The 24604-nt window shown below is 60.1% G+C and carries 20 protein-coding genes; 18 read left to right on the top strand and 2 right to left on the bottom strand.

Going from position 1 to position 24604, the window contains the following annotated elements; genetic code table 11:
- Window positions 1–20: 20 nt before the first annotated feature.
- The 12 genes from VC35_RS11015 (at window position 21) to urtE (ending at window position 13734) form a co-directional block, all read left to right on the top strand.
- On the top strand, window positions 21–476 hold the full coding sequence (locus VC35_RS11015; RefSeq protein WP_046039928.1) for a DUF2946 domain-containing protein: 456 nt from the start codon (window positions 21–23) through the stop codon (window positions 474–476).
- 108 nt (window positions 477–584) lie between these two features.
- Window positions 585–2702, top strand: coding sequence for a TonB-dependent copper receptor (locus VC35_RS11010; RefSeq protein WP_046039927.1), 2118 nt, complete (start codon window positions 585–587; stop codon window positions 2700–2702).
- 110 nt (window positions 2703–2812) lie between these two features.
- Window positions 2813–4192, top strand: coding sequence for a PepSY-associated TM helix domain-containing protein (locus VC35_RS11005; RefSeq protein WP_046039925.1), 1380 nt, complete (start codon window positions 2813–2815; stop codon window positions 4190–4192).
- A gap of 156 nt (window positions 4193–4348) precedes the next feature.
- Window positions 4349–5137 carry an ABC transporter ATP-binding protein gene (locus tag VC35_RS11000; RefSeq protein ID WP_046039923.1) on the top strand — a complete coding sequence of 263 codons (789 nt, stop codon included), beginning with the start codon at window positions 4349–4351 and terminating at the stop codon, window positions 5135–5137.
- Entirely contained in the window at window positions 5134–6093 is a 960-nt protein-coding gene (locus VC35_RS10995) for an ABC transporter substrate-binding protein (RefSeq protein WP_046039920.1), read from the top strand. Before VC35_RS11000 ends, VC35_RS10995 begins: the two co-directional genes overlap by 4 nt.
- Window positions 6090–7100 carry a FecCD family ABC transporter permease gene (locus VC35_RS10990; protein ID WP_046039918.1) on the top strand — a complete coding sequence of 337 codons (1011 nt, stop codon included), beginning with the start codon at window positions 6090–6092 and terminating at the stop codon, window positions 7098–7100. Before VC35_RS10995 ends, VC35_RS10990 begins: the two co-directional genes overlap by 4 nt.
- A 196-nt stretch (window positions 7101–7296) precedes the next feature.
- Window positions 7297–7719: a hypothetical protein gene (locus tag VC35_RS10985; protein WP_046039989.1), complete on the top strand. Its 423-nt coding sequence runs from the start codon at window positions 7297–7299 to the stop codon at window positions 7717–7719.
- Between the two features lie 338 nt (window positions 7720–8057).
- Window positions 8058–9323 carry an urea ABC transporter substrate-binding protein gene (gene urtA, locus VC35_RS10980; RefSeq protein ID WP_046039916.1) on the top strand — a complete coding sequence of 422 codons (1266 nt, stop codon included), beginning with the start codon at window positions 8058–8060 and terminating at the stop codon, window positions 9321–9323.
- 158 nt (window positions 9324–9481) lie between these two features.
- Entirely contained in the window at window positions 9482–10984 is a 1503-nt protein-coding gene (gene urtB, locus VC35_RS10975) for an urea ABC transporter permease subunit UrtB (RefSeq protein ID WP_046039915.1), read from the top strand.
- Window positions 10984–12063 carry an urea ABC transporter permease subunit UrtC gene (gene urtC / locus VC35_RS10970; protein WP_046039913.1) on the top strand — a complete coding sequence of 360 codons (1080 nt, stop codon included), beginning with the start codon at window positions 10984–10986 and terminating at the stop codon, window positions 12061–12063. Before urtB ends, urtC begins: the two co-directional genes overlap by 1 nt.
- Entirely contained in the window at window positions 12060–12929 is an 870-nt protein-coding gene (gene urtD / locus VC35_RS10965) for an urea ABC transporter ATP-binding protein UrtD (RefSeq protein ID WP_046039912.1), read from the top strand. Before urtC ends, urtD begins: the two co-directional genes overlap by 4 nt.
- A gap of 106 nt (window positions 12930–13035) precedes the next feature.
- A complete protein-coding gene (gene urtE / locus VC35_RS10960; protein ID WP_007979642.1) occupies window positions 13036–13734 on the top strand; it encodes an urea ABC transporter ATP-binding subunit UrtE in 699 nt (232 codons plus the stop codon).
- A 5-nt stretch (window positions 13735–13739) separates the two neighbouring features.
- Here urtE and VC35_RS28840 read toward each other — a convergent pair whose 3' ends face one another.
- Complete coding sequence (locus tag VC35_RS28840) at window positions 13740–14435, bottom strand: DUF4329 domain-containing protein (RefSeq protein ID WP_080925295.1); 696 nt, start codon at window positions 14433–14435, stop codon at window positions 13740–13742.
- 251 nt (window positions 14436–14686) lie between these two features.
- On the opposite strand from VC35_RS28840, the gene VC35_RS10955 reads away from it, so the two are divergent.
- The 6 genes from VC35_RS10955 to ureC all read left to right on the top strand — a co-directional run bounded on the left by VC35_RS10955 (window position 14687) and on the right by ureC (window position 19110).
- Window positions 14687–15526: an urease accessory protein UreD gene (locus VC35_RS10955; protein ID WP_046039910.1), complete on the top strand. Its 840-nt coding sequence runs from the start codon at window positions 14687–14689 to the stop codon at window positions 15524–15526.
- Window positions 15527–15595: 69 nt separating this feature from the next.
- Window positions 15596–15898 (top strand): urease subunit gamma, encoded by a 303-nt coding sequence (locus VC35_RS10950; RefSeq protein ID WP_007945249.1) that lies wholly within the window; start codon window positions 15596–15598, stop codon window positions 15896–15898.
- 9 nt (window positions 15899–15907) lie between these two features.
- Window positions 15908–16441 (top strand): GNAT family N-acetyltransferase, encoded by a 534-nt coding sequence (locus VC35_RS10945; RefSeq protein ID WP_046039908.1) that lies wholly within the window; start codon window positions 15908–15910, stop codon window positions 16439–16441.
- A 6-nt stretch (window positions 16442–16447) separates the two neighbouring features.
- On the top strand, window positions 16448–16981 hold the full coding sequence (locus VC35_RS10940; RefSeq protein ID WP_046039907.1) for a GNAT family N-acetyltransferase: 534 nt from the start codon (window positions 16448–16450) through the stop codon (window positions 16979–16981).
- The gene (locus tag VC35_RS10935; RefSeq protein ID WP_046039905.1) at window positions 16981–17286 is read left to right on the top strand and encodes an urease subunit beta; all 306 of its coding nucleotides are present in this window, start codon (window positions 16981–16983) and stop codon (window positions 17284–17286) included. Before VC35_RS10940 ends, VC35_RS10935 begins: the two co-directional genes overlap by 1 nt.
- 123 nt (window positions 17287–17409) lie before the next feature.
- The gene (ureC, locus tag VC35_RS10930; RefSeq protein WP_046039904.1) at window positions 17410–19110 is read left to right on the top strand and encodes an urease subunit alpha; all 1701 of its coding nucleotides are present in this window, start codon (window positions 17410–17412) and stop codon (window positions 19108–19110) included.
- Between the two features lie 66 nt (window positions 19111–19176).
- On the opposite strand, the gene VC35_RS10925 is transcribed toward ureC, so the two are convergent.
- The gene (locus VC35_RS10925) at window positions 19177–24447 is read right to left on the bottom strand and encodes a dermonecrotic toxin domain-containing protein (protein ID WP_046039903.1); all 5271 of its coding nucleotides are present in this window, start codon (window positions 24445–24447) and stop codon (window positions 19177–19179) included.
- Between the last annotated feature and the right edge of the window lie 157 nt (window positions 24448–24604).

The raw sequence follows: 24604 nt of genomic DNA, 5'->3' as shown, positions 1-24604 counted from the left end.
CGCCTGAACTGAAAACGCCCATGCGCCCGCTTAGCGCCAGGTCATCCAGGTCACGCAATCAGGCATTGAGCCTGACACGCGGCAGCTGGGTCAGCCTGTTCGCCATGCTGATGATCTTTATCGGTCCGCTGATTTCTCAGTCGATGCCGATGGATTCGCGCGCCATGTCGATGAGCATGCCTGCCGGTATGAGCATGGACATGCCGATGGACATGTCGGCGATGGAGCATGCCGACCATTCCACGCAAGCCACCGCAGAGCATTGCCCGCCAGCCCCGGGGCACCATGTGCTGTGGGAAAAGTGCGGCTATTGCAGCCTGCTGTTCAATTGCCCGGCGCTGACCGGTGGCGTGTCTTTCGCCAACTTCGTCATCCCGTCCGTCAACACCTTCACCACCCCCTCCCCACGCCTGGGCCATGCCCGGCAAACCTTCTTCCCCGGCGCCCGCACCCGCGCCCCGCCCGTCGTCGCGTAAACACTTACTTCTGATTTCACACGGTCCGCAAGACAACCAACGCTCAATTCCACAGGGATTGCGCTGGCTGCCGGCCGTGTCGTTTACGACTGTTCGATGGAAATTGTCATGTCCAGGTTTTCCGCTGTCCCGTGCTTGAGCCCTGCCCAAGCCTCTATTGCCCTGAACGAATCCGGCATTCGTTTCAGGTACGCCACCGCGATCCTGTGCGGTGCTTTGCTGGCGCCTTCTGCACTGGCCGATGACCATGCCGGTCACACTGAAGAACTGAGCCCGACGGTGATTACCGCCGTTGCACCCAGTTCGCCCTTGACCATCGTCACAAACCCCAAGGACCCGCGCCAACCCGTGCCGGCCAGTGACGGTGCCGATTACCTGAAGACCATTCCGGGCTTCGCCATGGTGCGCAATGGCGGCACCAATGGCGATCCGGTGCTGCGCGGCATGTTCGGTTCGCGCCTGAACATCCTCACCAACGGCAGCATGATGCTCGGCGCTTGCCCGGGCCGGATGGATGCACCGACCTCCTACATCTCGCCGGAAACCTACGACAAGCTCACCGTGATCAAAGGCCCGCAAACCGTGCTGTGGGGACCGGGTTCTTCGGCCGGGACCATTCTGTTCGACCGTGAGCCGGAGCACTTCGGTGAACTCGGCACACGGGTCAACGCCAGCGTGCTGGCTGGTTCCTACGGTCGCTTCGACAAACTGGTGGATGCCGCAGCCGGTGGACAATCGGGTTATGTGCGGGTCATCGGCAACACCGCGCACTCCGACGACTACCAGGACGGCAACAACGACACCGTGGCGTCGCGCTATGACAAATGGAACGGTGACGTGGCCGTCGGCTGGACGCCGAATACCGACACCTTGCTGGAACTGACCGCCGGCCGTGGCGATGGTGAAGCCCGCTACGCCGGGCGCGGCATGGACGGTTCGCAGTTCCTGCGCGAAAGCCTCGGCCTGCGCTTCGAACAGTCCAACATCGGCGAGGTGCTGGATAAGGTCGAGGCGCAGGTCTACTACAACTACGCCGACCACGTGATGGACAACTACACCCTGCGCACGCCATCCGGCACCGGGATGATGGCCGGTCCCATGGCCTCCAACGTCGACCGCCGCACCCTCGGCGCCCGGGTCAAGGCCACCTGGCGCTGGGCTGATGTGCAGCTGATCAGCGGCATCGATGCGCAGACCAACGAGCATCGCCAGCGCGGCGCCATGGGTGTCGACACTTACAAGGACCTGCCGTACACCAAGGATGCCGACTTCCATAACTACGGTGTGTTCGGCGAACTGACCTGGTACGCCGCCGACCGTGACCGCCTGATCAGTGGCGCACGCCTGGACCGCGCCTCGGCCAAGGATTATCGGCAGACCATCGGCTCGGGCATGATGACCCGCCCGAATCCGACCGCCGACGACACCCGCGCCGATACCCTGCCGAGCGGTTTCATCCGCTACGAGCATGACCTGGCCGACAGCCCGACCACCTTGTATGCCGGCCTCGGTCACACCCAGCGATTCCCGGATTACTGGGAGCTGTTTTCACCCAAGTCCGGCCCCGCCGGTTCGGTGAATGCCTTCGATTCGATCAAGCCGGAAAAAACCACCCAGCTCGATTTCGGCCTGCAATACAAGACCGAAGACCTCGAAGCCTGGGCCTCGGCTTACGTCGGGCAGGTGCGCGATTACATCCTGTTCAACTACACCCCGACGATGATGGGTACGACCTCGCAAGCCGAAAACATCGACGCGCGAATCATGGGCGGCGAACTGGGCGCCGCCTACAACCTCACTGACAACTGGAAAGCCGACGCGACCCTGGCCTACGCCTGGGGCAAGAACAGCAGCGATGGCAGTGCATTGCCGCAAATGCCGCCGCTGGATGCCCGTTTCGGTCTGACCTACAGCGAAGATAACTGGAGCGCCGGCGCACTGTGGAGAGTGGTCGCCGCGCAAAACCGCATCGACCAGAACAAGGGCAACGTGGTCGGCAAGGATTTCGGCAAGACGCCGGGCTTCGGCGTGTTCTCCCTCAATGGTGCCTATCGGATCAACAGCAACTGGAAGGTCAGCAGCGGCGTCGACAACCTGTTCGGCAAGGCTTACGCCGAGCACTTGAACCTGGCCGGCAACGCCGGTTTCGGCTACCCGGCCAATGACCCGCAAGCCATCAAGGAACCGGGGCGAACGCTCTGGACCAAGGTGGACATGAGTTTCTAAAAGCTTCGCGAGCAAGCTCGCTCCTACAGGGGAGCGAGCCTGCCCGCGATCGGTTGCGCAGCAACCGCAAAACAAACAACTAAAAGATCCAGCCTAGCGGAGCACACGTGATGAAACAGCCCAAAGTGAATTTCTACAACCTGGCCTGGCGCTGGCATTTCTATGCAGGATTATTCGTTGCGCCATTCATGGTGATGCTGGCCCTGACCGGCACCATCTATCTGTTCAAACCGCAACTTGACTCGCTGATGTACAGCAGCCTGCTCAACGTCCCGGCCGGTCATCACACGGTCCCGGCCGACGACCTGCTCAAGCGCGTGAAAGACGCGTACCCACAAGCCACGATCAAGCAGTACCTGCCACCGGTCAACGCCGAACGCAGCGCGCAGTTTGTCGTGCTCAATGGCGGCAAGGAGCTGAACGTTTTCGTCGATCCGTACCACGGCGACATCCTCGGTGAGCAAGACGCCAAGAAGAACCTGCAAGCCATTGCCCGGTCGATTCACGGCGAGCTGATGATCGGCACCGTTGGTGATCGACTGATCGAACTGGCCGCCGGTTGGGGCGTGGTGCTGGTGGTGTCGGGCATTTTCCTGTGGTGGCCGCGCGGGCAGGCCGCCGGCATTTTATGGCCACGTTTGAACAGTCGGGGTCGCGTATTGTGGCGCGACCTGCACGCGGTCACCGGCTTTTGGGGCGCGTCCCTGCTGCTGGTGATGCTGCTCAGCGGCATGACCTGGACCGGCTTCTGGGGCAAACAGTACGCCGAAGTGTGGAACGTGTTCCCGGCTGCCATGTGGGATGACGTGCCGAAGTCCGACGTCGAGGCGCGCAGCCTCAACACCGCCACCCGCCAGACCGTGCCGTGGGCCATGGAAAACACGCCGATGCCGATGTCCGGCGACCATGCCGAGCACATGGCCCACGACGCCGCAGCGGCCGGTCCGGCCTCGCCGACCATCCGCCTGCAAGACGTACAAAACATCGCCAGCGAACGCAAGGTCGAACCGGGTTACAGCATCACCCTGCCGACCACTGCAACCGGCGTGTTCACCATCGCCGTGTTCGCCGATGACCCGCGCAATGACGCCACGCTGCACATCGATCAGTACACCGGCAAGGTCCTGGCCGATGTACGTTTCGAGCAGTACGGCACCGTCGCCCGAGCCACGGAAATCGGTGTGATGCTGCACGAAGGTAAGATGTTCGGCGTGTTCAATCAGATCGTGGTGTTGCTGATATGCCTGATGATTTTGCTCAGCGCGGTCAGCGGCGTGGTGATCTGGTGGAAGCGCCGCCCGCAGGGAAAACTCGGTGTGCCGCCGCTGCGCCACGACCTGCCGAAATGGAAAACCGCGATGGTGATCATGTTCGCGCTGGCGGTGGCCTTCCCGTTGGTGGGCGCTTCGCTGGTGGTGGTGTGGGTGCTGGATCGTGTGCTGCTTTCGCGCTTCACCCGGCAAACTGAATCGGCCTCATCTTCATCTTGAAACAGGCGAGATGCGCGGGGCGAAAGGCACTGTAAACTCCCCGCGCATCAACTCAGCCCCATCGCGAGCAAGCTCGCTCCCACAGGGATTGCGTAAGACCTGTGGGAGCGAGCTTGCTCGCGATGGGGCCCTTGGCATCACCTCAAGAGCCACTGCATGACCTCGCTGAACCTCACAAACCTCACCTGGTCCCCACTGGGTCACGGCCATTGCCATCACCAATTCCAGCTGCGTGATGCCTCGCTGCACGTTGCCGCCGGTGAGTTCGTCGGGCTGATCGGCCCCAACGGCAGCGGCAAGACCAGCCTGTTGCGCTGTGCCTGGCGCTTCAATAAACCGGAAAGCGGCGAGGTCAGGCTCGATCACCAGAACGTCTGGAAACAATCCTCACGTTGGTGCGCACAACGCATCGCCGTGGTGTTGCAGGAATTCCCTGATGCCTTCGGCCTGACCGTCTTCGAGGTGGTCGCCATGGGCCGCACGCCGCACAAAGGCCTGTTCGATGGCGACACCCTTGAAGACCGCGACCTGATCAATCAGGCCCTGGAATCCGTCGGCCTCAAGGGCTTCGAAGACCACGGGTTCGCCACCCTCTCCGGTGGTGAAAAACAGCGAGTCATCCTCGCCCGCGCCCTGGCCCAGCAACCACAGTTACTGATCCTCGACGAGCCGACCAACCACCTCGACCCGCGCTATCAGCTTGAGCTTTTGCAGTTGGTCAAGCGCTTGAACATCGGCACCCTGGCGAGCATCCATGATCTCAATCTGGCGGCGGCTTTCTGTGATCGGCTGTACGTGATCAACCATGGTCGTATCGTCGCCAGCGGCACACCGAAAGAAGTCCTGACGGCTGCGCTGCTGCGCAGTGTGTTCGGCGTCGAAGCGCTGATCGATAAACATCCGCTGCACAGCTACCCACGAATCACCTGGATAACCCAACCATGACTTTGCGTTCCCTGCTGCGCTCCTGTCTCTGTCTCGCGATGCTGCTGGGCAGCGCCCAGGCATTGGCCGAAGCCACCCGCTACCCGCTGACAATCAAAAGCTGCAACCGCGAGGTAACCTTCAAGCAGGCACCAAAACACGCCCTCAGCCACGACATCAACATGACTCAGATGATGCTCGCCCTCGGCCTCAAGCCGCAGATGGCCGGTTACAGCGGCATCAGTGGCTGGAAGGCCGTGACGCCCGAGATGCAGAGCATTCTCGAAGGCTTGCCGGAACTGGCGGCCAAGTACCCGTCGGTGGAAACCCTGCTCAATGCCAACGTCGATTTCTTCTTCGCCGGCTGGGACTACGGCATGCGTATCGGCGGCGACCTCACGCCACAAACCCTGCAACCACTGGGCATCAATGTGTATGAGCTGAGCGAATCCTGCGCCTTCGTGATGAAACGCCCACCAGCCAGTCTCGAAGACACCTACAACGACCTGCGCAACCTCGGCAGAATCTTTGACGTGCAGGACCGCGCCAATGCCCTGATTGCCGACATGCAGGCGCAAGTCGCGAATATTCGCAAAGACCTGCCTGCGGAAAAACCGCGGGTCTTCCTGTACGACAGCGGCGAAGACCGCGCCATGACTTCGGGCCGCCTGGGCATGCCGCAAGCGCTGATCGACGCCGCTGGCGGGCGCAATGTCCTGGAGGATGTCGACGCGAGCTGGACCCGGGTCAATTGGGAAACCGTGGTTGAGCGCAACCCGCAGGTGATCGTGATCGTCGATTACAGCGAAATCACTGCCGATCAGAAGATTCAATTCCTGCTGAGCAACAAGGCCCTGCAATCGGTGGATGCGATCAAGCACCGGCGCTTCATCGTCATCCCTTACGTGCAGGCTACGCCGGGGATCGATAACGTGCTGGCAGTCGCCACCCTGGCCAAGGGTTTCCACGGCGAATGATCAACCGTCGCTACGCCCTGTTGCTGATCGCCCTCGGTGCCCTGTTGCTGGTGTCGTGCGTGGTGTCCTTGGGTTTCGGCCCGGCGCGGGTGCCGCTGGATGTTGTGTGGCGCATCCTGTTGCACAAGCTGTTCGGTTTCGGTGTGTCGGACTGGCCCCCCGGACAGGAACATATCGTCTGGCTGATCCGCGTCCCGCGCATGCTACTCGGCGCGCTGGTGGGCGCCGGCCTGGCGCTGATCGGCGCGGTGCTGCAAGCGGTCACGCGCAACCCGTTGGCTGACCCGCACCTGCTCGGCGTGACTTCCGGTGCCACACTTGGCGCAGTGATCGTGGTGCTGCATGTCGGTGAAATCGTTGGCCTGCTGACCTTGCCGATCGCCGCATTCATCGGGGCATTGCTGAGCATGCTGGTGGTGCTGATGATCGCCAGTCGTCATGGTCGCCTCGACAGTGACCGCTTGCTGCTGTGCGGCGTGGCGGTGTCGTTCGTGATGATGGCGATTGCCAATTTGCTGCTGTTCATGGGCGACCATCGGGCCAGTTCAGCGGTGATGTTCTGGATGCTCGGCGGGCTCGGGTTGGCACGCTGGGAGCTGCTGGCGGTGCCGACAGCCAGTGTGTTGCTCGGGCTGATGTTGCTGTTGGGCATGGCGCGTCCGCTGAATGCGCTGATGGCCGGCGAACAGACTGCGGTGACCCTGGGCCTGAATGCACGCACCGTGCGCCTGCGGGTGTTTCTGATTGCGTCATTGATGACCGGGGTTCTGGTGTCGATCAGCGGCTCGATCGGTTTTGTCGGGCTGATGGTGCCGCACATTGCGCGGCGCCTGGTCGGGGCTGAACACCGAAGATTACTGCCGGTGTGCGTGTTGCTCGGCAGCGTGTTTCTCGTCTGGGTCGATGTCGCCGCCCGGACACTGATCGCCCCCGAAGACTTGCCCATCGGTGTTGCCACTGCAGCAATTGGTGGGGTGTTCTTCATCGGCTTGATGCGACGTCGTTAACGCCGTATTTAATTAAAAAGTTTCAAAGCTGCATTTACGCCTGGAAAAACCTCGTATTGAGTTAACGCTTAACAAGTTCACTATCATGTTCATACTCCGCACTCGCGAGTTCAACTATAAAACGCTCGCGCACTTCAATGACGATTATTCCTACAACCTAATCGCCACAACTCCTACAAGAGCGGAAGAGGTAAACATGTTCAAGAAGTTCATCGCATCCATTGCACTTGTTTCAGCGCCCGCATGGGCAGTGCAGCCACCCTTTACTGGCGTCGACTACAGCGGCCGGTATCAATGCACCGGAATGGACAGCCATATCGGTCCTTTTGAAGGTGTTGTCGAAATGAAGCTCAATGCCGAACAGAGTACCGGCGAACACGGTGCCTACGGCTTTACGCTGACGTTGCTCGACAACTCCCGGTATGACGGGTTTGCTGCCGCCAACTTGAGTTCCCTGGCGATTTACTTTGCCCATACGGATCCGTCGCTCAAGGATTACGGCGTCGGGATTGCGAAAATTGCTTCAACCCCTGACGGAAAGACTTCATTTACCAAGTACTACTACGGCCCGGAGTACGAAGGTGGCGGACATGGTTTTGAAACCTGCATTAAAAGCTGACATTCGTCGCTTACAAAACTGATACCCATTGTTGAATCCTGTGGCAGCGAGCCTGCTCGCGATTGCGGTATTTCAGGTAATGCCAATGTTGACTGACCCAGCGCTATCGAGAGCAGGCTCGCTCCCACAATTGATCGATGCTACCCGCCCCAATCTGGCGCAACTCTTCGCACCAACGCGCCAGACGCGATCCTTCATGGTGCGCCATCAAACCGTTCAACCGCTCTAAAACGACATTTCCCTGCCTTTTGCCGACCGGGCACAGCCCTTGCAAAACACACCTTCAGTAGTCCGCATCTGCCAACCAAGAAAACTCATAAGTTCATGGAGATCGCACAATGAAGCGTCGCAGTTTGATCAAGGCTTTCACACTCTCGGCATCCATTGCCGCGATGGGCATGACCTGGACTGTCCAGGCCGCCGAGACCATCAAGGTCGGTATTCTGCATTCGTTGTCCGGAACCATGGCGATCTCCGAGACGTCGCTCAAAGACATGGCGCTGATGACCATCGATGAGATCAACGCCAAGGGTGGCGTGAACGGCAAGATGCTGGAGCCAGTGGTGGTCGACCCTGCATCGAACTGGCCGCTGTTCGCCGAGAAGGGCCGTCAATTGCTGACCCAGGACAAGGTCGCCGTGGTGTTCGGTTGCTGGACTTCCGTGTCGCGCAAATCGGTACTGCCGGTGTTCGAAGAACTCAACGGCCTGCTGTTCTACCCGGTGCAATACGAAGGCGAAGAGATGTCGCCAAACGTCTTCTACACCGGCGCAGCGCCGAACCAGCAGGCGATCCCTGCCGTTGAATACCTGATGAGCGAAGAAGGCGGCAGCGCCAAGCGCTACTTCCTGCTCGGCACCGACTACGTCTACCCACGCACCACCAACAAGATCCTGCGTTCGTTCCTGCACTCCAAAGGCGTGGCCGACAAGGACATCGAAGAGGTCTACGCCCCGTTCGGCCACAGCGACTACCAGACCATCGTCGCCAACATCAAGAAGTTCTCGGCCGGTGGCAAGACGGCGGTTATCTCCACCGTCAACGGCGACTCCAACGTGCCGTTCTATAAAGAACTGGCCAACCAGGGCCTGAAAGCCACCGACGTTCCGGTCGTGGCGTTCTCGGTCGGCGAAGAAGAACTGCGCGGCATCGACACCAAGCCACTGGTGGGCAACCTGGCGGCGTGGAACTACTTCGAGTCGGTCGAGAATCCGGTGAACAAGAAGTTCGTCGATGACTGGAAAGCCTACGCCAAGAAACACAACCTGCCGGGCGCCGACAAAGCGGTGACCAACGATCCGATGGAAGCCACTTACGTCGGTATCCACATGTGGGCGCAAGCGGCAGAAAAAGCCAAATCCACCGACGTCGACAAAGTCCGCGAAGCCCTGGCCGGCCAGACCTTTGCCGCGCCGTCCGGCTACATCCTGACCATGGACAAGACCAATCACCACCTGCACAAGCCGGTGATGATCGGCGAGATCCAGGCCGACGGTCAGTTCAACGTGGTGTGGCAGACCGAAGGGCCGATCCGCGCCCAGCCGTGGAGCCCGTTCATCCCGGGCAACGACAAGAAACCGGAGTATGCGGTGAAGAGCAACTGAGCCATTGGATGTCGGGCCCAAGCATTCGGGCCCGACACAAATCCCTGTAGGAGCGAGCCTGCTCGCGATGACGGCGGCACGTTCAACACTTCTGTGACTGAACAACCGCTATCGCGAGCAGGCTCGCTCCTACAATGTCCGCTTCAAGGCGACTATCTATGCCCACCGCCCTTTATCGTCTCATCTTGGCCATCGCATTTTTACTGCCGATGGCCACTCACGCCGGTGACGCCGAAGACTTCGTCGCCGCCAATCCCGTGCAGCAAGCCAGGCTGTTGGAAGCTTGGGCCGCGCAACCCGATCCGGCCCGTATCGAACTGATCAACGCCCTGCAACAAGGCGAGTTGAGCGTCGACGGCCAGCCGAAATCCTTGCGTCTGAACAACCGCCTGCGGGGTCTGATCGACACGGCCATGGCCAGTCACCAGTTGCTCGCCACCGATGCCAAACTCCGTCTGACCGCCGCGCAGCAACTACAGAAAAGCGCCAAGCCGGCGCAGTTGAAATTCCTCGACCAACAACTGGCGGGCGAGAAGGACGAGAGCGTTCATGCCGCACTGAGCCTCGCCCTGGCCAACCTGCAATTGGTGGATGCCGACCCGGCTGTACGGCTGGCCGCTGTGCGCTTGCTCGGCGAAACCGGTGATCCGCTAGCCCGCACACGCCTCGAAGGCTTGCTCGAACCTAGCGTTGAGGCCGATGCCAATGTGCGCACGGCGGCCGAAACCAGCCTCGCTCAAGTCAAACGCAAACTGCTGGTTGGCGAGATGCTCGGCCAGGCATTCAGCGGTATGTCGCTGGGCTCGATACTGCTGCTCGCCGCCCTGGGTCTTGCGATCACCTTCGGCCTGCTCGGCGTGATCAACATGGCCCACGGCGAGATGCTGATGCTCGGCGCCTACTCGACCTATGTGGTGCAACTGATGTTCCAGCGCTTCGCACCGCAGGCCATCGAGTTCTATCCGCTGATCGCGCTGCCGGTGGCGTTTTTCGTCACAGCAGCCATCGGCATGGCGCTGGAGCGCACGGTGATTCGCCACCTCTACGGCCGTCCGCTGGAAACCCTGCTCGCCACCTGGGGCATCAGCCTGATGCTGATTCAACTGGTTCGCCTGGTGTTCGGCGCGCAGAACGTCGAAGTGGCCAACCCGGCGTGGCTGTCGGGCGGCATTCAAGTGCTGCCGAACCTGGTGCTGCCGTACAACCGCATCGTCATCATTGCCTTTGCGCTGTTTGTGGTGGTGCTGACCTGGCTGCTGCTGAACAAGACTCGCCTCGGCCTGAACGTTCGTGCCGTCACCCAGAACCGCAACATGGCCGCCTGCTGCGGCGTACCCACCGGGCGCGTGGACATGCTCGCCTTCGGCCTCGGCTCGGGCATCGCCGGCCTCGGTGGCGTGGCCCTGAGCCAGATCGGCAACGTCGGCCCGGACCTCGGCCAAAGCTACATCATCGACTCGTTCCTGGTGGTGGTGCTCGGCGGTGTCGGTCAGTTGGCCGGTAGCGTGCTGGCAGCGTTCGGCCTGGGGATCGCCAACAAGATTCTCGAACCGCAGATCGGTGCCGTGCTCGGCAAGATCCTCATCCTCGCGCTGATCATTCTGTTCATCCAGAAACGTCCGCAAGGTCTCTTCGCACTCAAAGGACGGGTGATCGACTGATGAACCAGCCCCTGCTCGTTACCGCGACCCAAAAAGCCGGCCCTAAAGTCTCGATTGCTGTCGGTGCAATGATCCTCGTTCTGCTGTTGGCGCTACCGCTGCTGTCATTGTTACCGGTGGACAGCACGCTGCATATTTCAGCCTATACGTTGACGCTGGTGGGCAAGATTCTTTGCTACGCCATCGTCGCCCTGGCACTGGATCTGGTCTGGGGTTACGCCGGGCTGCTGTCCTTGGGGCACGGCCTATTCTTCGCCCTCGGCGGCTATGCCATGGGCATGTACCTGATGCGCCAGGCCTCGGGCGATGGCTTGCCGGCGTTCATGACCTTCCTGTCGTGGACCGAAATGCCGTGGTTCTGGACCGGCACCAGCAGCTTCCTCTGGACCCTGTGCCTGGTGGTTTTGGCGCCGGGGTTGCTGGCCTTGGTGTTCGGTTTCTTCGCCTTCCGTTCGCGGATCAAGGGCGTGTACTTCTCGATCATGACCCAGGCCCTGACCTTCGCCGGGATGCTGCTGTTTTTCCGCAACGAAACCGGCTTCGGCGGCAACAACGGCTTCACCAACTTCCGCACCATTCTTGGCTTTGGCATCACTGAACCCGGCACCCGCGCCGTGCTGTTTTTCGCCACGGTGCTGTTGCTGGTGGCGAGCCTGTACATCGGCTGGCGCCTGGCGCAAAGCAAGTTCGGACGGGTGCTGACTGCCCTGCGCGATGCGGAAAACCGCCTGATGTTCTGCGGCTACGATCCGCGTGGTTTCAAGTTGTTCGTGTGGGTATTGAGTGCGGTGTTGTGCGGCTTGGCCGGTGCGTTGTACGTGCCGCAAGTGGGGATCATCAACCCGAGTGAAATGTCGCCGACCAACTCCATCGAAGCGGCAGTCTGGGTGGCACTGGGTGGGCGTGGCACCTTGATCGGTCCGTTGCTCGGCGCCGGCGTGGTCAACGGCATGAAGAGCTGGTTCACCGTGGCGTTTCCCGAGTACTGGCTGTTCTTCCTCGGCGCGCTATTCATCGTCGTGACCCTGTACCTGCCCAAAGGCGTGATCGGCCTACTGAAGAAAAGAGGTGAACTATGAGAGTCACTGCGACGGCTGAATTCATGCTCGAACCAGCTTTTTTTCCTGTGGAGCCCAACAAGGACGCCGGCAGCAGCCGCGATGCCATCGGCCTTGGCCAACGCGTCGGTCCAGGCCTGAACACCCGCCACGGCACCATCCTGACCCTGGAAGATATCAGTGTCAGCTTCGACGGCTTCCGCGCCCTGAACAATCTGAACCTGTACATCGGCGTCGGTGAGTTGCGTTGCATCATCGGCCCCAACGGCGCAGGCAAGACCACGCTGATGGACGTGATCACCGGCAAGACCCGCCCCAGCCACGGCAAGGCCTGGTTCGGCGAAACCCTGGACCTGACGCAAATGAGCGAAGTGCAGATCGCCCAGGCCGGCATCGGTCGCAAGTTCCAGAAACCCACGGTGTTCGAAGCCTTGAGCGTGTTCGAGAACCTGGAACTGGCGCAGAAAACCGACAAGTCAGTGTGGGCCAGCCTGCGGGCTCGCCTGAACGGCGAACAGAAAGACCGCATCGCCCAAGTGCTGGAGACCATTCGCCTGACCTCCTCAGTCAATCGCCCCGCCGGTTTGCTGTCCCACGGTCAGAAGCAGTTCCTGGAGATCGGCATGTTGCTGATGCAGGACCCGCAATTGCTACTGCTCGATGAGCCGGTGGCGGGCATGACCGACGCCGAAACCGAATTCACCGCCGAGCTGTTCAAGAGCCTGGCCGGCAAGCACTCGCTGATGGTGGTGGAGCACGACATGGGCTTCGTCGGTTCGATTGCCGACCACGTCACGGTGTTGCATCAGGGCAGCGTGCTGGCCGAAGGGTCGCTGGAGCAGGTACAGGACAACGAGCGGGTGATCGAGGTGTATCTCGGTCGCTGACGCGACAGCTACAAGCTTTTAGCTACAAGCGGCAAGTTAAAGCTGGGTCATATCCGGCTTTTTCTTGCAGCTTGAAGCTTGCTGCTTACAACTGCCCGGAGGGCCTATGCTTCAAGTCGAAAAACTGCACCAGTACTACGGCGGAAGCCACATCCTGCGCGGCCTGACGTTTGACGTGAAGGTCGGCGAAGTTACCTGCCTGCTCGGGCGTAACGGCGTGGGCAAGACCACCCTGCTCAAATGCCTGATGGGCCTGCTGCCAGCGAAGGAAGGCGCCGTGAACTGGGAAGGCAAGCCGATCACCACATTCAAGCCGCACCAGCGTGTGCATGCCGGAATCGCCTACGTGCCGCAGGGCCGGGAGATCTTCGGCCGCCTGACCGTCGAGGAAAACCTGCTGATGGGCCTGTCGCGCTTTCCCGGCAGCGAAGCGAAGGAAGTGCCGGCGTTCATCTACGAGCTGTTCCCGGTGCTGCTGCAAATGAAGCAACGCCGGGGGGGTGATCTTTCCGGCGGCCAGCAACAACAACTGGCCATCGGTCGTGCGCTGGCCAGCCGCCCTCGCCTGCTGATCCTCGACGAACCCACCGAAGGCATCCAGCCGTCGGTGATCAAGGAGATCGGTGCCGTGATCAAAAAACTCGCGGCCCGGGGCGACATGGCCATTCTACTGGTGGAGCAGTTCTACGACTTCGCCGCCGAACTGGCCGACCAGTACCTGGTGATGTCCCGGGGCGAAATCGTGCAGCAGGGGCGCGGTGAAAACATGGAGGCCGAAGGTGTGCGTGGGCTCGTCACGATCTGAGTCGATCACTGTCCGCCAGCCCGGTGAGGAACCCAATCAGACGTGATCTGGCCGCGAAATCCACTCCAGACCGTGCCTGGATCAAGGACACGCAACTGGCCAATGGTCACGATCCTCTTGATTCGACTTTCGGGCGTGGAACCCAGTCCGAATCCAGGATTGCCGGATGCGTTTTGTGGATTGATGGAGTAGGCCACCAGAGAACCATCGTGACTTGAAATGTAATTGTTTTTGAAGACATCGACATGCCTGAAAGTTGTAGCGAGATCGACTGTCGAAGGCAGCGCCTGATGCAACTTGATCTGGTCTGCGCTGTAGTGGGGGTGAGACCGGGCAGTCTGTTCTGCATATTCCGGATGGCTGTGATAACGGCCTACGCAAAGATATCCCGCCGGATGACTGATTGTCCGGGTCTCACGGTCGTATGCCAGCAAACGTTCTAAATCAAATGAAGTTGCCTCACCTTCGATAGGCATTGTGGCGACATACTTGCCATCAGGGCGCTGCAAGACGAGCGCACCATATTCTCTATCGCCCTCGCGTTTATGATGGTGCAGCCATAACGCGGCTTCGTCCGCAAAATTGAAGGGTTGGCTCAAGGGTGGCAACACGGGTGCGGCCGAAGAGGGTTGCTCAGATGGTAGTTTTGCAAGCAGCTCAAGCAGTTTGCGTGCATTTTCACGATCTGTATGGCTAGTCATCAAGAAGCTCCAGAATATTCAGTCGCCCCGCAACAGGAGGGAGCGTACACCTGGATACTGAGTTCTTCGGGAGTAGAGATGGCGGTACATATGTATGTCTAAAAGACGGGTAAAGCACCAATTTGTTGCGCCATATTTCATGGGGCGCCCCCTGTTGGTGCGTAAAACCAGGCAATAGCCGCCTCCTGCCTGCGATACCTTACGGCACAGCCTTTGCAAACATCGTGACGACCTCACGATAAGCACTGACTATGACTCTTCCCGCATCTGGCGCCTTGTTTACCCCCAGTTGGCACGCCGAACTGGAGCTGGGCTACGCCCGATTCGACAACACCACTCGCCCGGTCCAGCGTCGACACAAAGGCCCTTTGCGCGTGCAAAAACACCTGTATGCCGAAGGGCCAGAAGTCTGCCAGCACATCATCGTCCACCCGCCCGGCGGTATTGCCGGTGGCGATCGGCTGGACATCTCGGCCAGCGTCGAGCGCGATGCCTGGGCACAAATCACCAGCCCCGGTGCGGCCAAGTGGTATCGCGCCGCCGGCCCCGCCTATCAGCAGCTGAAGTTGAAGGTGGCGGCCGGTGCGACACTGGAATGGCTGCCCCAGGAGACGATCATTTTCAGCGCTGCCCAGGCTGAACTCAGCACTTGCATCGACCTTGAAGGCGATGCGCGACTGTTCTACTGGGACGTCGTGGCCCTGGGCCGTCCGGCCAGCGGCGAACGCTTCGATCTCGGGCACTTCCAGGCGCAACTGGATATCCGTCGCGACGGCCAGTTGCTCTGGCATGAACGCCAGCGCATTGTCGGGGCGGACGGCTTGCTGGATTCGCCCATCGGGCTCGATGGGCAACCGGTGTTTGCGACGTTGTTGGTGACAGGGGAAATCGATTGCGACTTGCTGGAAACCTGCCGTTCATTGCCCAACGACGTGCGCGGGGATCTGACCCAATTGCCGGGGTTGCTGGTTGCACGGTGTCTGGCCAGTGAAGCGTTGTTGGCGCGAGGATGGTTGATTGACTTGTGGCGTTTGTTGCGTCCGACACTACTGGGGCGCGAAGCCATGCCACCACGAATTTGGAACACTTGAAATGCGCTCCCACAGGGATTGTGCTCTCAGATTGAATGACCTTTTAACTGCCGAATACGGATTGCAACAATGGACCTGACCCCACGCGAAAAAGACAAGCTGCTGATCTTCACCGCCGGCCTGGTGGCCGAGCGGCGTTTGGCTCGTGGCGTGAAACTCAATTACCCGGAGGCCATGGCCTACATTTCCGCCGCGCTGCTTGAAGGCGCCCGCGACGGCCAGACAGTGGCCGACCTGATGCACTTCGGTACCACCCTGCTAACCCGCGAACAAGTGATGGAAGGCATCCCGGAAATGATCCCGGAAATCCAGGTCGAAGCCACCTTTCCCGATGGCACCAAACTGGTCACCGTCCACCAACCCATCGCCTGAGGCCGCGCCATGACTTACCACATCCGCGATGCCGTGCATGCCGACTTGCCAGCCATCCGCGACATCTACAACGACGCGGTACTCAACACCACAGCGATCTGGAACGAGCAGGCGGTCGACCTCGGTAACCGCCAGGCCTGGTTCAACGCCCGGCAATCCCAGGCGTACCCGATTCTGGTGATTGTCGATGCCGACAACACGGTGCTCGGGTACGCCTCGTTCGGCGACTGGCGACCCTTCGACGGTTTCCGCCACACCGTCGAGCACTCGGTCTATGTGCGCAGCGACCAGCGCGGCAACGGCCTCGGTCCGCAACTGATGGAATCGCTGATTGAACGCGCCAAAGGCTGCGGCAAGCACGTGATGGTCGCCGCCATCGAAAGCGGTAACGCCGCCTCCATTCGCTTGCATGAGCGCATCGGCTTTATCACCACCGGGCAAATGCCTCAGGTCGGTACCAAGTTCGGCCGCTGGCTGGACCTGACCTTCATGCAACTGAACCTCAATCCTGGCGCGCAACCACCCGCCGCCAACAAGGAGTGATCGCCCATGAACCCCGCCCAATTGCGACGCGTCAATGTCGAAAGCTTTGCGCATTATCGTCAGGGCCTGATCGATCTGCTGCTCGATGCCGTCGGTTATGGCGCCAGTGTCGGCTTCATGGCTGACCTCGATGCGACCCAGGCCCACGCCTATTTCGATGAGGTCCAGGACAACCTGAACAAGGGCAATGTGTTGCTGTGGGTGGTGGTCAAGGACGAGCAGGTGCAGGCCAGCGTACAGCTGAATCTGTGCCAGAAAGCCAACGGCCTGAACCGCGCCGAAGTGCAGAAGCTGCTGGTGCGCGAACATGCGCGACGTCGCGGTCTGGGCCAGCAACTGATGAGTGCCCTGGAGACAGCCGCCCTGCAGCACAAGCGCGGCATGCTTTACCTCGACACCGAGGCCGGCTCGCCCGCCGAAGACTTCTACCAATCACTGGGCTATACCCGCGCCGGTGAAATCCCCGACTACGCCTGCGATCCAAACGGTCGCTACAAGCCGACGGCCCTGTACTACAAGATTCTCCAAGGAGCCCATTGATGATTCCCGGTGAATATCAGATCCAGCCTGGCGAGATCGAGCTCAACGTCGGCCGGCGCACGATCAGCCTGAAAGTGGCCAACAGTGGTGATCGGCCGATCCAGGTCGGCTCGCACTACCACTTTTTCGAAACCAACGACGCCCTGACTTTCGACCGTGCCGCCAGTCGTGGCATGCGCTTGAATATTCCTGCCGGTACCGCGGTGCGCTTCGAACCGGGGCAGAGCCGCGAGGTGGAGTTGGTGGATTTGGCGGGGCATCGTCGGGTGTTCGGGTTTGCCGGTCGGGTCATGGGTGATCTCTGAGGAGCAGCCACAAGCTGCAAGCCACAAGCTGCAAGAAAAAAGCAGTTTTGCGGCACTCACAATTTTGCTTTTACTTGAGGCTTGCAGCTTGAAGCTTGCAGCTCAGTTCCGAGGAACGAGGAAATGAAAATCAGCCGTCAAGCCTACGCCGACATGTTCGGTCCCACTGTCGGTGACAAGGTGCGCCTGGCCGACACCGAGTTGTGGATCGAAGTGGAACAGGACTTCACCACCTACGGTGAAGAAGTGAAATTCGGTGGCGGTAAAGTCATCCGTGACGGCCAGGGCCAGAGCCAGTTGCTGGCCGCCGAGGTGGTCGACACGCTGATCACCAACGCGCTGATCATCGACCATTGGGGCATCGTCAAGGCCGACGTCGGTCTCAAGGACGGGCGCATCGCGGCGATCGGCAAGGCCGGCAACCCGGACATCCAGCCCAACGTCAACATCGCCATTGGCGCCAGCACCGAAGTCATCGCCGGTGAGGGCATGATCCTCACCGCCGGCGGCATCGACACCCACATCCACTTCATCTGCCCGCAGCAGATCGAAGAGGCATTGATGAGCGGCGTCACCACCATGATCGGTGGCGGCACCGGACCGGCCACCGGCACCAATGCGACCACATGCACCTCCGGGCCGTGGCACCTTGCGCGCATGCTCCAGGCCGCCGACGCGTTCCCGATGAACATCGGCCTGACCGGCAAGGGTAACGCCAGCCTGCCGGAACCATTGATCGAACAGGTCAAGGCCGGGGCCATCGGCCTCAAGTTGCATGAGGACTGGGGCACGACACCTGCGAGTATCGACAACTGCCTGAACGTGGCCGACCGGTTCGACGTGCAGGTGGCGATCCACACCGACACCCTCAACGAATCCGGTTTTGTCGAAACCACCCTCGCCGCCTTCAAGGGCCGCACCATTCACACCTATCACACCGAAGGTGCCGGTGGCGGTCATGCGCCGGACATCATCAAGGCCTGCGGTTTTACCAACGTGCTGCCCAGTTCCACCAACCCGACCCGGCCGTTCACCCGCAACACCATTGATGAACACCTCGACATGCTGATGGTCTGCCATCACCTCGACCCGAGCATTGCCGAGGATGTGGCCTTCGCCGAAAGCCGCATTCGCCGCGAGACGATTGCCGCCGAAGACATCCTCCACGACCTCGGTGCGTTCTCGATGATCAGCTCCGACAGTCAGGCCATGGGGCGTGTCGGCGAGGTCATCACCCGCACCTGGCAGACCGCCGACAAGATGAAAAAACAACGCGGGCCGCTGCCCGGCGATGGTCAAGACAACGACAACTTCCGCGCCAAACGCTACATCGCCAAGTACACCATCAACCCGGCGATCACCCACGGCATCAGCCATGAAGTGGGTTCGGTCGAAGTGGGAAAATGGGCGGACCTGGTGCTCTGGCGCCCGGCGTTTTTTGGCGTGAAGCCGACGCTGATTCTCAAGGGCGGTGCCATTGCGGCCAGCCTGATGGGTGACGCCAATGCCTCGATCCCGACGCCACAACCGGTGCACTACCGCCCGATGTTCGCCAGCTTCGGCGGCTCGCTGCACGCCACCAGCATGACCTTCATCAGCCAGGCCGCACAGGATGCAGGCTTGCCCGAAGCCCTGGGTTTGAAGAAGAAAATCGCCGTGGTCAAAGGCTGCCGTGACGTGCAGAAAACCGACCTGATTCACAACGATTACCTGCCGGACATCGACGTTGATCCGCAGACCTATCAGGTCAAGGCTGACGGTGTGTTGCTGTGGTGTGAGCCGGCGCAAACCTTGCCGATGGCCCAGCGTTACTTCCTGTTCTGAACCGGTTACCGCATGACAGACAAAGGCCTCACACGCAGCGTGTAGAGGCCTTTGTTTTTTCCGTTGCTATTGAGTGGATTCAATCCGCAGCCGATCCAGCCTGGCCCGAGTCATCGCTTCCTGTGTCAGTTTTTTCAGCAACTGCGTAATCTGCAGATCGATGTCATCCAAGGCTTGCACATATTCCTCGTCAGTCATCAGCCTGCCATCGGCAAAGTCAGTTTCACTTTTATCCAATTCACTGCACAGCCCCTTGATTTCAGCCTCCACCGCAGCCTTTTCCTCAGTGGTGAGCCGCGTACCCTCGGCCCTGCGCTGCAACGCATCCTGCAAATCGATGGTGGCGTCGATCCGGCGTTTCAAGCCGTTCAATTCCTCGCGGCAAGTCGATTCCAGCCAGGTTTTCCAGAGCCGTTGCTCGAAGATCCGGTCGATCAGCAGATCCCCTTCCTCCAGCGCCTTGATCCGCTGGAACGCTGCCTCGATCATCTCTTTGCTGACCTCGGCGATGCTGCGAAACTGCATGCCCCGCGCCTGCCACGGCAAATCCAGGCGCTCCGCCAGATCGGTCATGTAGGCCAGGTGCACTTCCACTTCATCGATGGTGCCGGTCACTTCGCCATCGGCGTCGTAACGGCGAAACCGCTCTCCCGTCGCCAACCGCTCTGACACCCGGCGACGGGCAATGGCAGCGAGTTCATCGAGCCGGGACTTGCCCAGGGCCAGTTCCAGCAACTGTGTTTCGATCAGGTCCGCACGCTCCAGGGCGTAAGCTTCGTGGACCAACACCTGCACGCCCATGGCATTGAACAGTTGCGTAACGCCATCCACGCATTCGGTGGGTGTTGCGGCTTCGTTGAACAACTTGATGCGCAGTTCACTGTCACGGGCCATGGCTTCGAGCATGCGCCAGACCTTGGTCGTCAGTTCTGTCTGATAGGTCCCACCGGCCTTGAAGTCAGCGGAATTTGTGAGTTTGTCGAGTTCATTGAAAAACGGCATTGAATTGAACTCATCCTCGACCGCGTCCCAGATTTCCTGCTTTTTCTGCCATTCTTGCTCGGACATACCCGTCCCCCATTCCGCGCTATCGATTACGCCACGGGGTGGATAAGGACGCTCCGGGTCCATGCCGACCGACTCGATGTAAGACTTGAGGATCTCGAGATTCTCCGGCGAGATCCAGCGCGGGGACCGACTGATCACGGTGCGCGCCAATATCTCTGCGCGAAATGAACCGGGCGCGACCTCGGGTATCCGGCTGATCGGGTTATCGCTCAGATCAAGATAGATACTGCGCGGACGCGATTGCGAAAACAGCCCGACAGGCCAGCTGTCCAGTCCCGTTTCGCCCAGCAACAGCACCTGTAATTGCGGCATTCGGCTGATGTTCGGAATGAGCTTCAGCGGGTTGCCGCGCAAGCGCAGGGACGTCAGGCGCATCAGATTCTTCAGGCGATCGACCGCCGCTAAATCCAGTTCAATATTATTGCCGTCAAGAAGCAGGTGAACGAGATGACGCATGTCCTTCACCGCCTGCGGAAGCGCCGTCAGCAGATTGTCTTGCAGATTGAGATAGCGCACCTCATGAAAAGAGTCGAGCAGTGACAGATGCTCGGAGCCCAACCGGCAATTGCGCAGGCTCAACGCGGTGACGTGGTCGAAGTTCGCCTCCAGCTTCGGCAGGGTTTCCAGCAGTCGGCTCAGCCTGGGAATGTTGTCCAGTCTCAACGCCTGTGGTCGCACTACGCTGGAGGCCTCGATACCCTCCGGCCCGGTGCGCTGCCAACATTGCCTGAGCGCTTTGTAGATATTGTTCCGCGCATGCCATTCCGCCACGCCCGCCGGGGTAAAACGAGAGGACTGCGTCGGCAAGTTCATCCAGCGTTGCAGGGTGCGGTTCAACTGGTTGAATTCGGTCTCGAGCAGGGCCAGTCGTTCATGCTCCGTACCTTCGCCCTGGCTGAACTCCACCAGCAACGTCTCGATCTCCTCCGAGGTAAAATCCGGATACAGTGCCTGAGCCCGTCGCCGCAGCCCCATGCCATGCGGTGCTTGCCGGGCATAGCCACGCATGCCGCCGCGCAGGCGCATGCTGGTCGGATCGTAGCTCGGCTTGTAATTCGGGTTGTCCCGCAGAATCGGCTCAAACACCTGACGGTCCAGGGGACGTGCCTTTATCGCTTGCTCCAGCCGCGCAGCCTCGTTGATACCGAAGCCCAGGGCTGTTCGTTGCGAATCCGGCAACGCATGCAGCACCGCGGCATACACATTGTCCGCGCCGTGCAGGTGTTGATCGCTGTCGTCCCGCGCTTGGTATTTGCCATCCTCATCCAGGATCAGCACTTTGCGGATCGGCGCGTCGACGGGGCCCAGGCTGTCGCTCAACGCTCCCCCGAATGAATACTCACGAACCTCCAGGCGCAAATCCGCCGGCCATCCTGGCAGGGCCGCCAGGGAGTGCAACTCCAGGCGCGCGCTGTCAGCGCTGTGCAAGGCGTCGAGGTAAAGGCCTTCATAGGCCCGTGTCATCCGCAGTTGTTCGGCGGCCTTGCGGGCGTGTTCCGCCAGCCGCAAAGGCACGCGTTTTTTTTCGCTCAGGTGTTGCACGTCCGAGGGGTGCGCCTCACCCAGCAGTTCTTGCGCCTGGCTGATCGAGATCTCTGCAAAATCCTCCTTGAGCAAATTCACCAAAGGATCGTCCGAACGGGTCCGACGACTGTACAGAAGGTCGAACAACTGCCGCTTGCGCTGGCCCATCTGTGCCGCCCATTGCTCGCGCAATGCTTCGGTACGCATCTGCGCGTCACCGGATAACCATTGGTCGAGCAGTTCTCGAAGCGCCTGTTCGTCAAGGAACCCCACCACCCGCTCGGGCAGCGCCCCCGCCAGCAGGTCAGTCCAGGTCATCTGCAACGTATTGGCCGGTGTCGCCTGGGCATAGCCGTCCTTGATCGCCGCCCCCGTCAGTCCCGGCCCCTGGAAGACTTCAATGGCCTTGTCGCCAGGCCAGCCGCCCATTTCGGTCATGGATCGCACGGCGTAATCGGCCCATTCCTCGCCGATCCGGTTGGCCAGAATCAGCTCTGCGCAGGCTTGCGCATCGGCATGGGCCTTGAAGCGCTTGAGGGTATCGGCCAACAGAGAGGGAGGGGTCTCCTGTTCGACGTGAAGCCGGCGCAGCACATTTTCGTGCACGCCGCTGGCGGTCAGAACCTGCTCCAGGGTTTCATCGGAGAGTCCGTCCACCGAAGCGCCCAGACGCCTGAGTATTTGCCCCTTGTCCCATTCGAGCGGTTGGTCGAGTTCCGTCTTCCAACTACCGGCACCGTTGTGCTCCAACAGCGGCTGATATGCATCGGCGCGAGTCGGGTGTTGAAGCCGGTGCCGGCCAGTGTCCGGGTCTTGCCTGACGGCGTAGCATTTGTCATCGAGCCGCAGCAGGTCCTGATCCTGATGACGGTACAGCCCTGTATCACTGGCCTTCAATCCATCGGGCAACACGACCGGTTGTTCATAGGGGCCGAGGTCAGGGTTCCACAAACGCTCCTTGCCGCCGACCTCCACGGGTTTGAGGCCCTCGACAAACGGCGACACCTTGATCGGCGCGACACCGGTGCCGGGCAGTACATGTCCGACGCCCATGAGTGCCAATTGCGCGAAATTGATCAAGACCCCGTTGAAGTAGGCAGAGGCTTGCTCCTTGTCACCCTTGCTCCAGTCATCGACGCCTTCGGCCACCTCGGCGAGCATCTGCGCGACCATGATGCCGAGCATGGCTTCGCCCAGTCCGGGCACCAGCATTGCGGCGAAATTGAAGACGTTCCAGCCGATCGACAGGTAACCGGTCAAGCGTTTGAAGCGTGCGTTGGCATCCTCATCGTCGGTCGGCACTGCGATGAGCCTGGCATCGGCAATGGCCTTGTCCCGGCGCTGCAGAAACAGCGTCACCCACAGATCACCCATCACCTGGTTGGTGATGGGCTCTGCTTCGGGGTTTTCAACCGCTGTTTCACGCCACCACGGGCCCATGTCGAGCGGCTCGCGCTCGTGCCAGGTGAAAGTCGTGAGACGTTCGTTGACCCTGGCGAAAAACTGTCCTTTGTCCTTCTGCGCCACAAAGCGGCTGAAAAAGGTCTGGTAATCCGTGTTTCTCAACTGACCGAGCAGCTCCTTCATGAACGCGGTCAGCGACGGATATTCCTTGAGGGGATGCTCTGGATCATCCGGGACATAGGCGATCAACGGACCGGTCAATCGACTCTGTTGATATATGTCTTCGCGACGCAACAGCTCATCACTCAAGCCTTGCGGTCCATTGGCAAAGAAGGCTTGCAGCAGTTTGAATCGATCATATTCCTGGCCCGGCAGTACCGAAAGGCGGCGCGACCAGTCTATCCAAAAGCTCAACAGGGCCGGCGTCAAGGCTTCAACTTCGCGCTTTACTTGCGATGGCTCAGTGACTGCGCTGAACAGCACGATGCCAGTCATTCGAAAGCCCATCAGCGACAACCGATGACAATGCAACGGCTGGTCGTACAGTGAGATGTTTGTCCGCCCCTCACGCACCTGGCCCAGTTTTCCGAAGGCATGGTCACTGATTTCACCCTTCAATCGGGCAATCAGTGCGGCCACATTGAAGGCCGCCTTTTCACTGGCCACCGAATCCTGTTGCAAGGTTCGCTGTGCCTGTGGGGTATCGGGCAACAGGACGGACTTGATGTGTCGTTGGTATTGCCCGCCGATGTCCAGGCTTCGGCACAAGGCTGCAAACGCTGGGAGGGTAATGGCCGGTTCAAGACTGAGACTGCCTCGAGTGTCCTTGCGGTAAATACCGGAGCTGTTTCGGAACGCACCTTCGGTGGCCTCGGACTCTTCGAAGTTGTGCAGCGCTGCTTCCAGCAACGTGGATTGGCGGACACGACTGGCCCCGGTATCGATGCCGAAAATGATCGTGCTCGGCACTTCAAGCTGTACGGTGAGCTCATTGAAGTTCTCGACCGTGTTGAATTTCGACTGCAAAGCCGTTTTGAGCAAGGGTTCGGCGAAGGCATTGATGTCGTGCTTCAAGTCACCCTGAGTCTGGTCCAGCACGTCTTGCAAACGCCAGCGCTCATCCATCGACTGCTTGAGGTATTGACGGTCGATTTCCCGCGCGCCGCCATACCACTCGGGCATTTGCGGCTCGAGCGCCAGCAGGGACTTCAACCTCTCCACCGGCGCATTCTTGATGGCCCCGGGGATCACGTCGTTTGCACGACGGTAATGTATCCCGTGACTATCGATGGACACTCCATCCGGTATTTTCTGTGAGTTGCTTCCATGCAAATCAGACACTTTTGAATCACCTTGATGACAAGAAAAGAACCATCAGCTTATTCACCCGCATCTGAAAAAAAAGTCCAAATAGCTGCTTGGCCAGCCCCCTGAAAAGGCTCCGGGTGATCGAAAATCAGGGAGCCAAAAACATATATCTACCGCCATCGACATGTCC

The sequence above is a fragment of the Pseudomonas fluorescens genome (assembly GCF_000967965.1).
In the GTDB taxonomy this organism is placed as follows: Bacteria; Pseudomonadota; Gammaproteobacteria; order Pseudomonadales; family Pseudomonadaceae; genus Aquipseudomonas; species Aquipseudomonas grandcourensis.
Note: the sequence above shows the minus strand (reverse complement) of the source record. Positions and strands in the feature narration are given on the sequence as shown.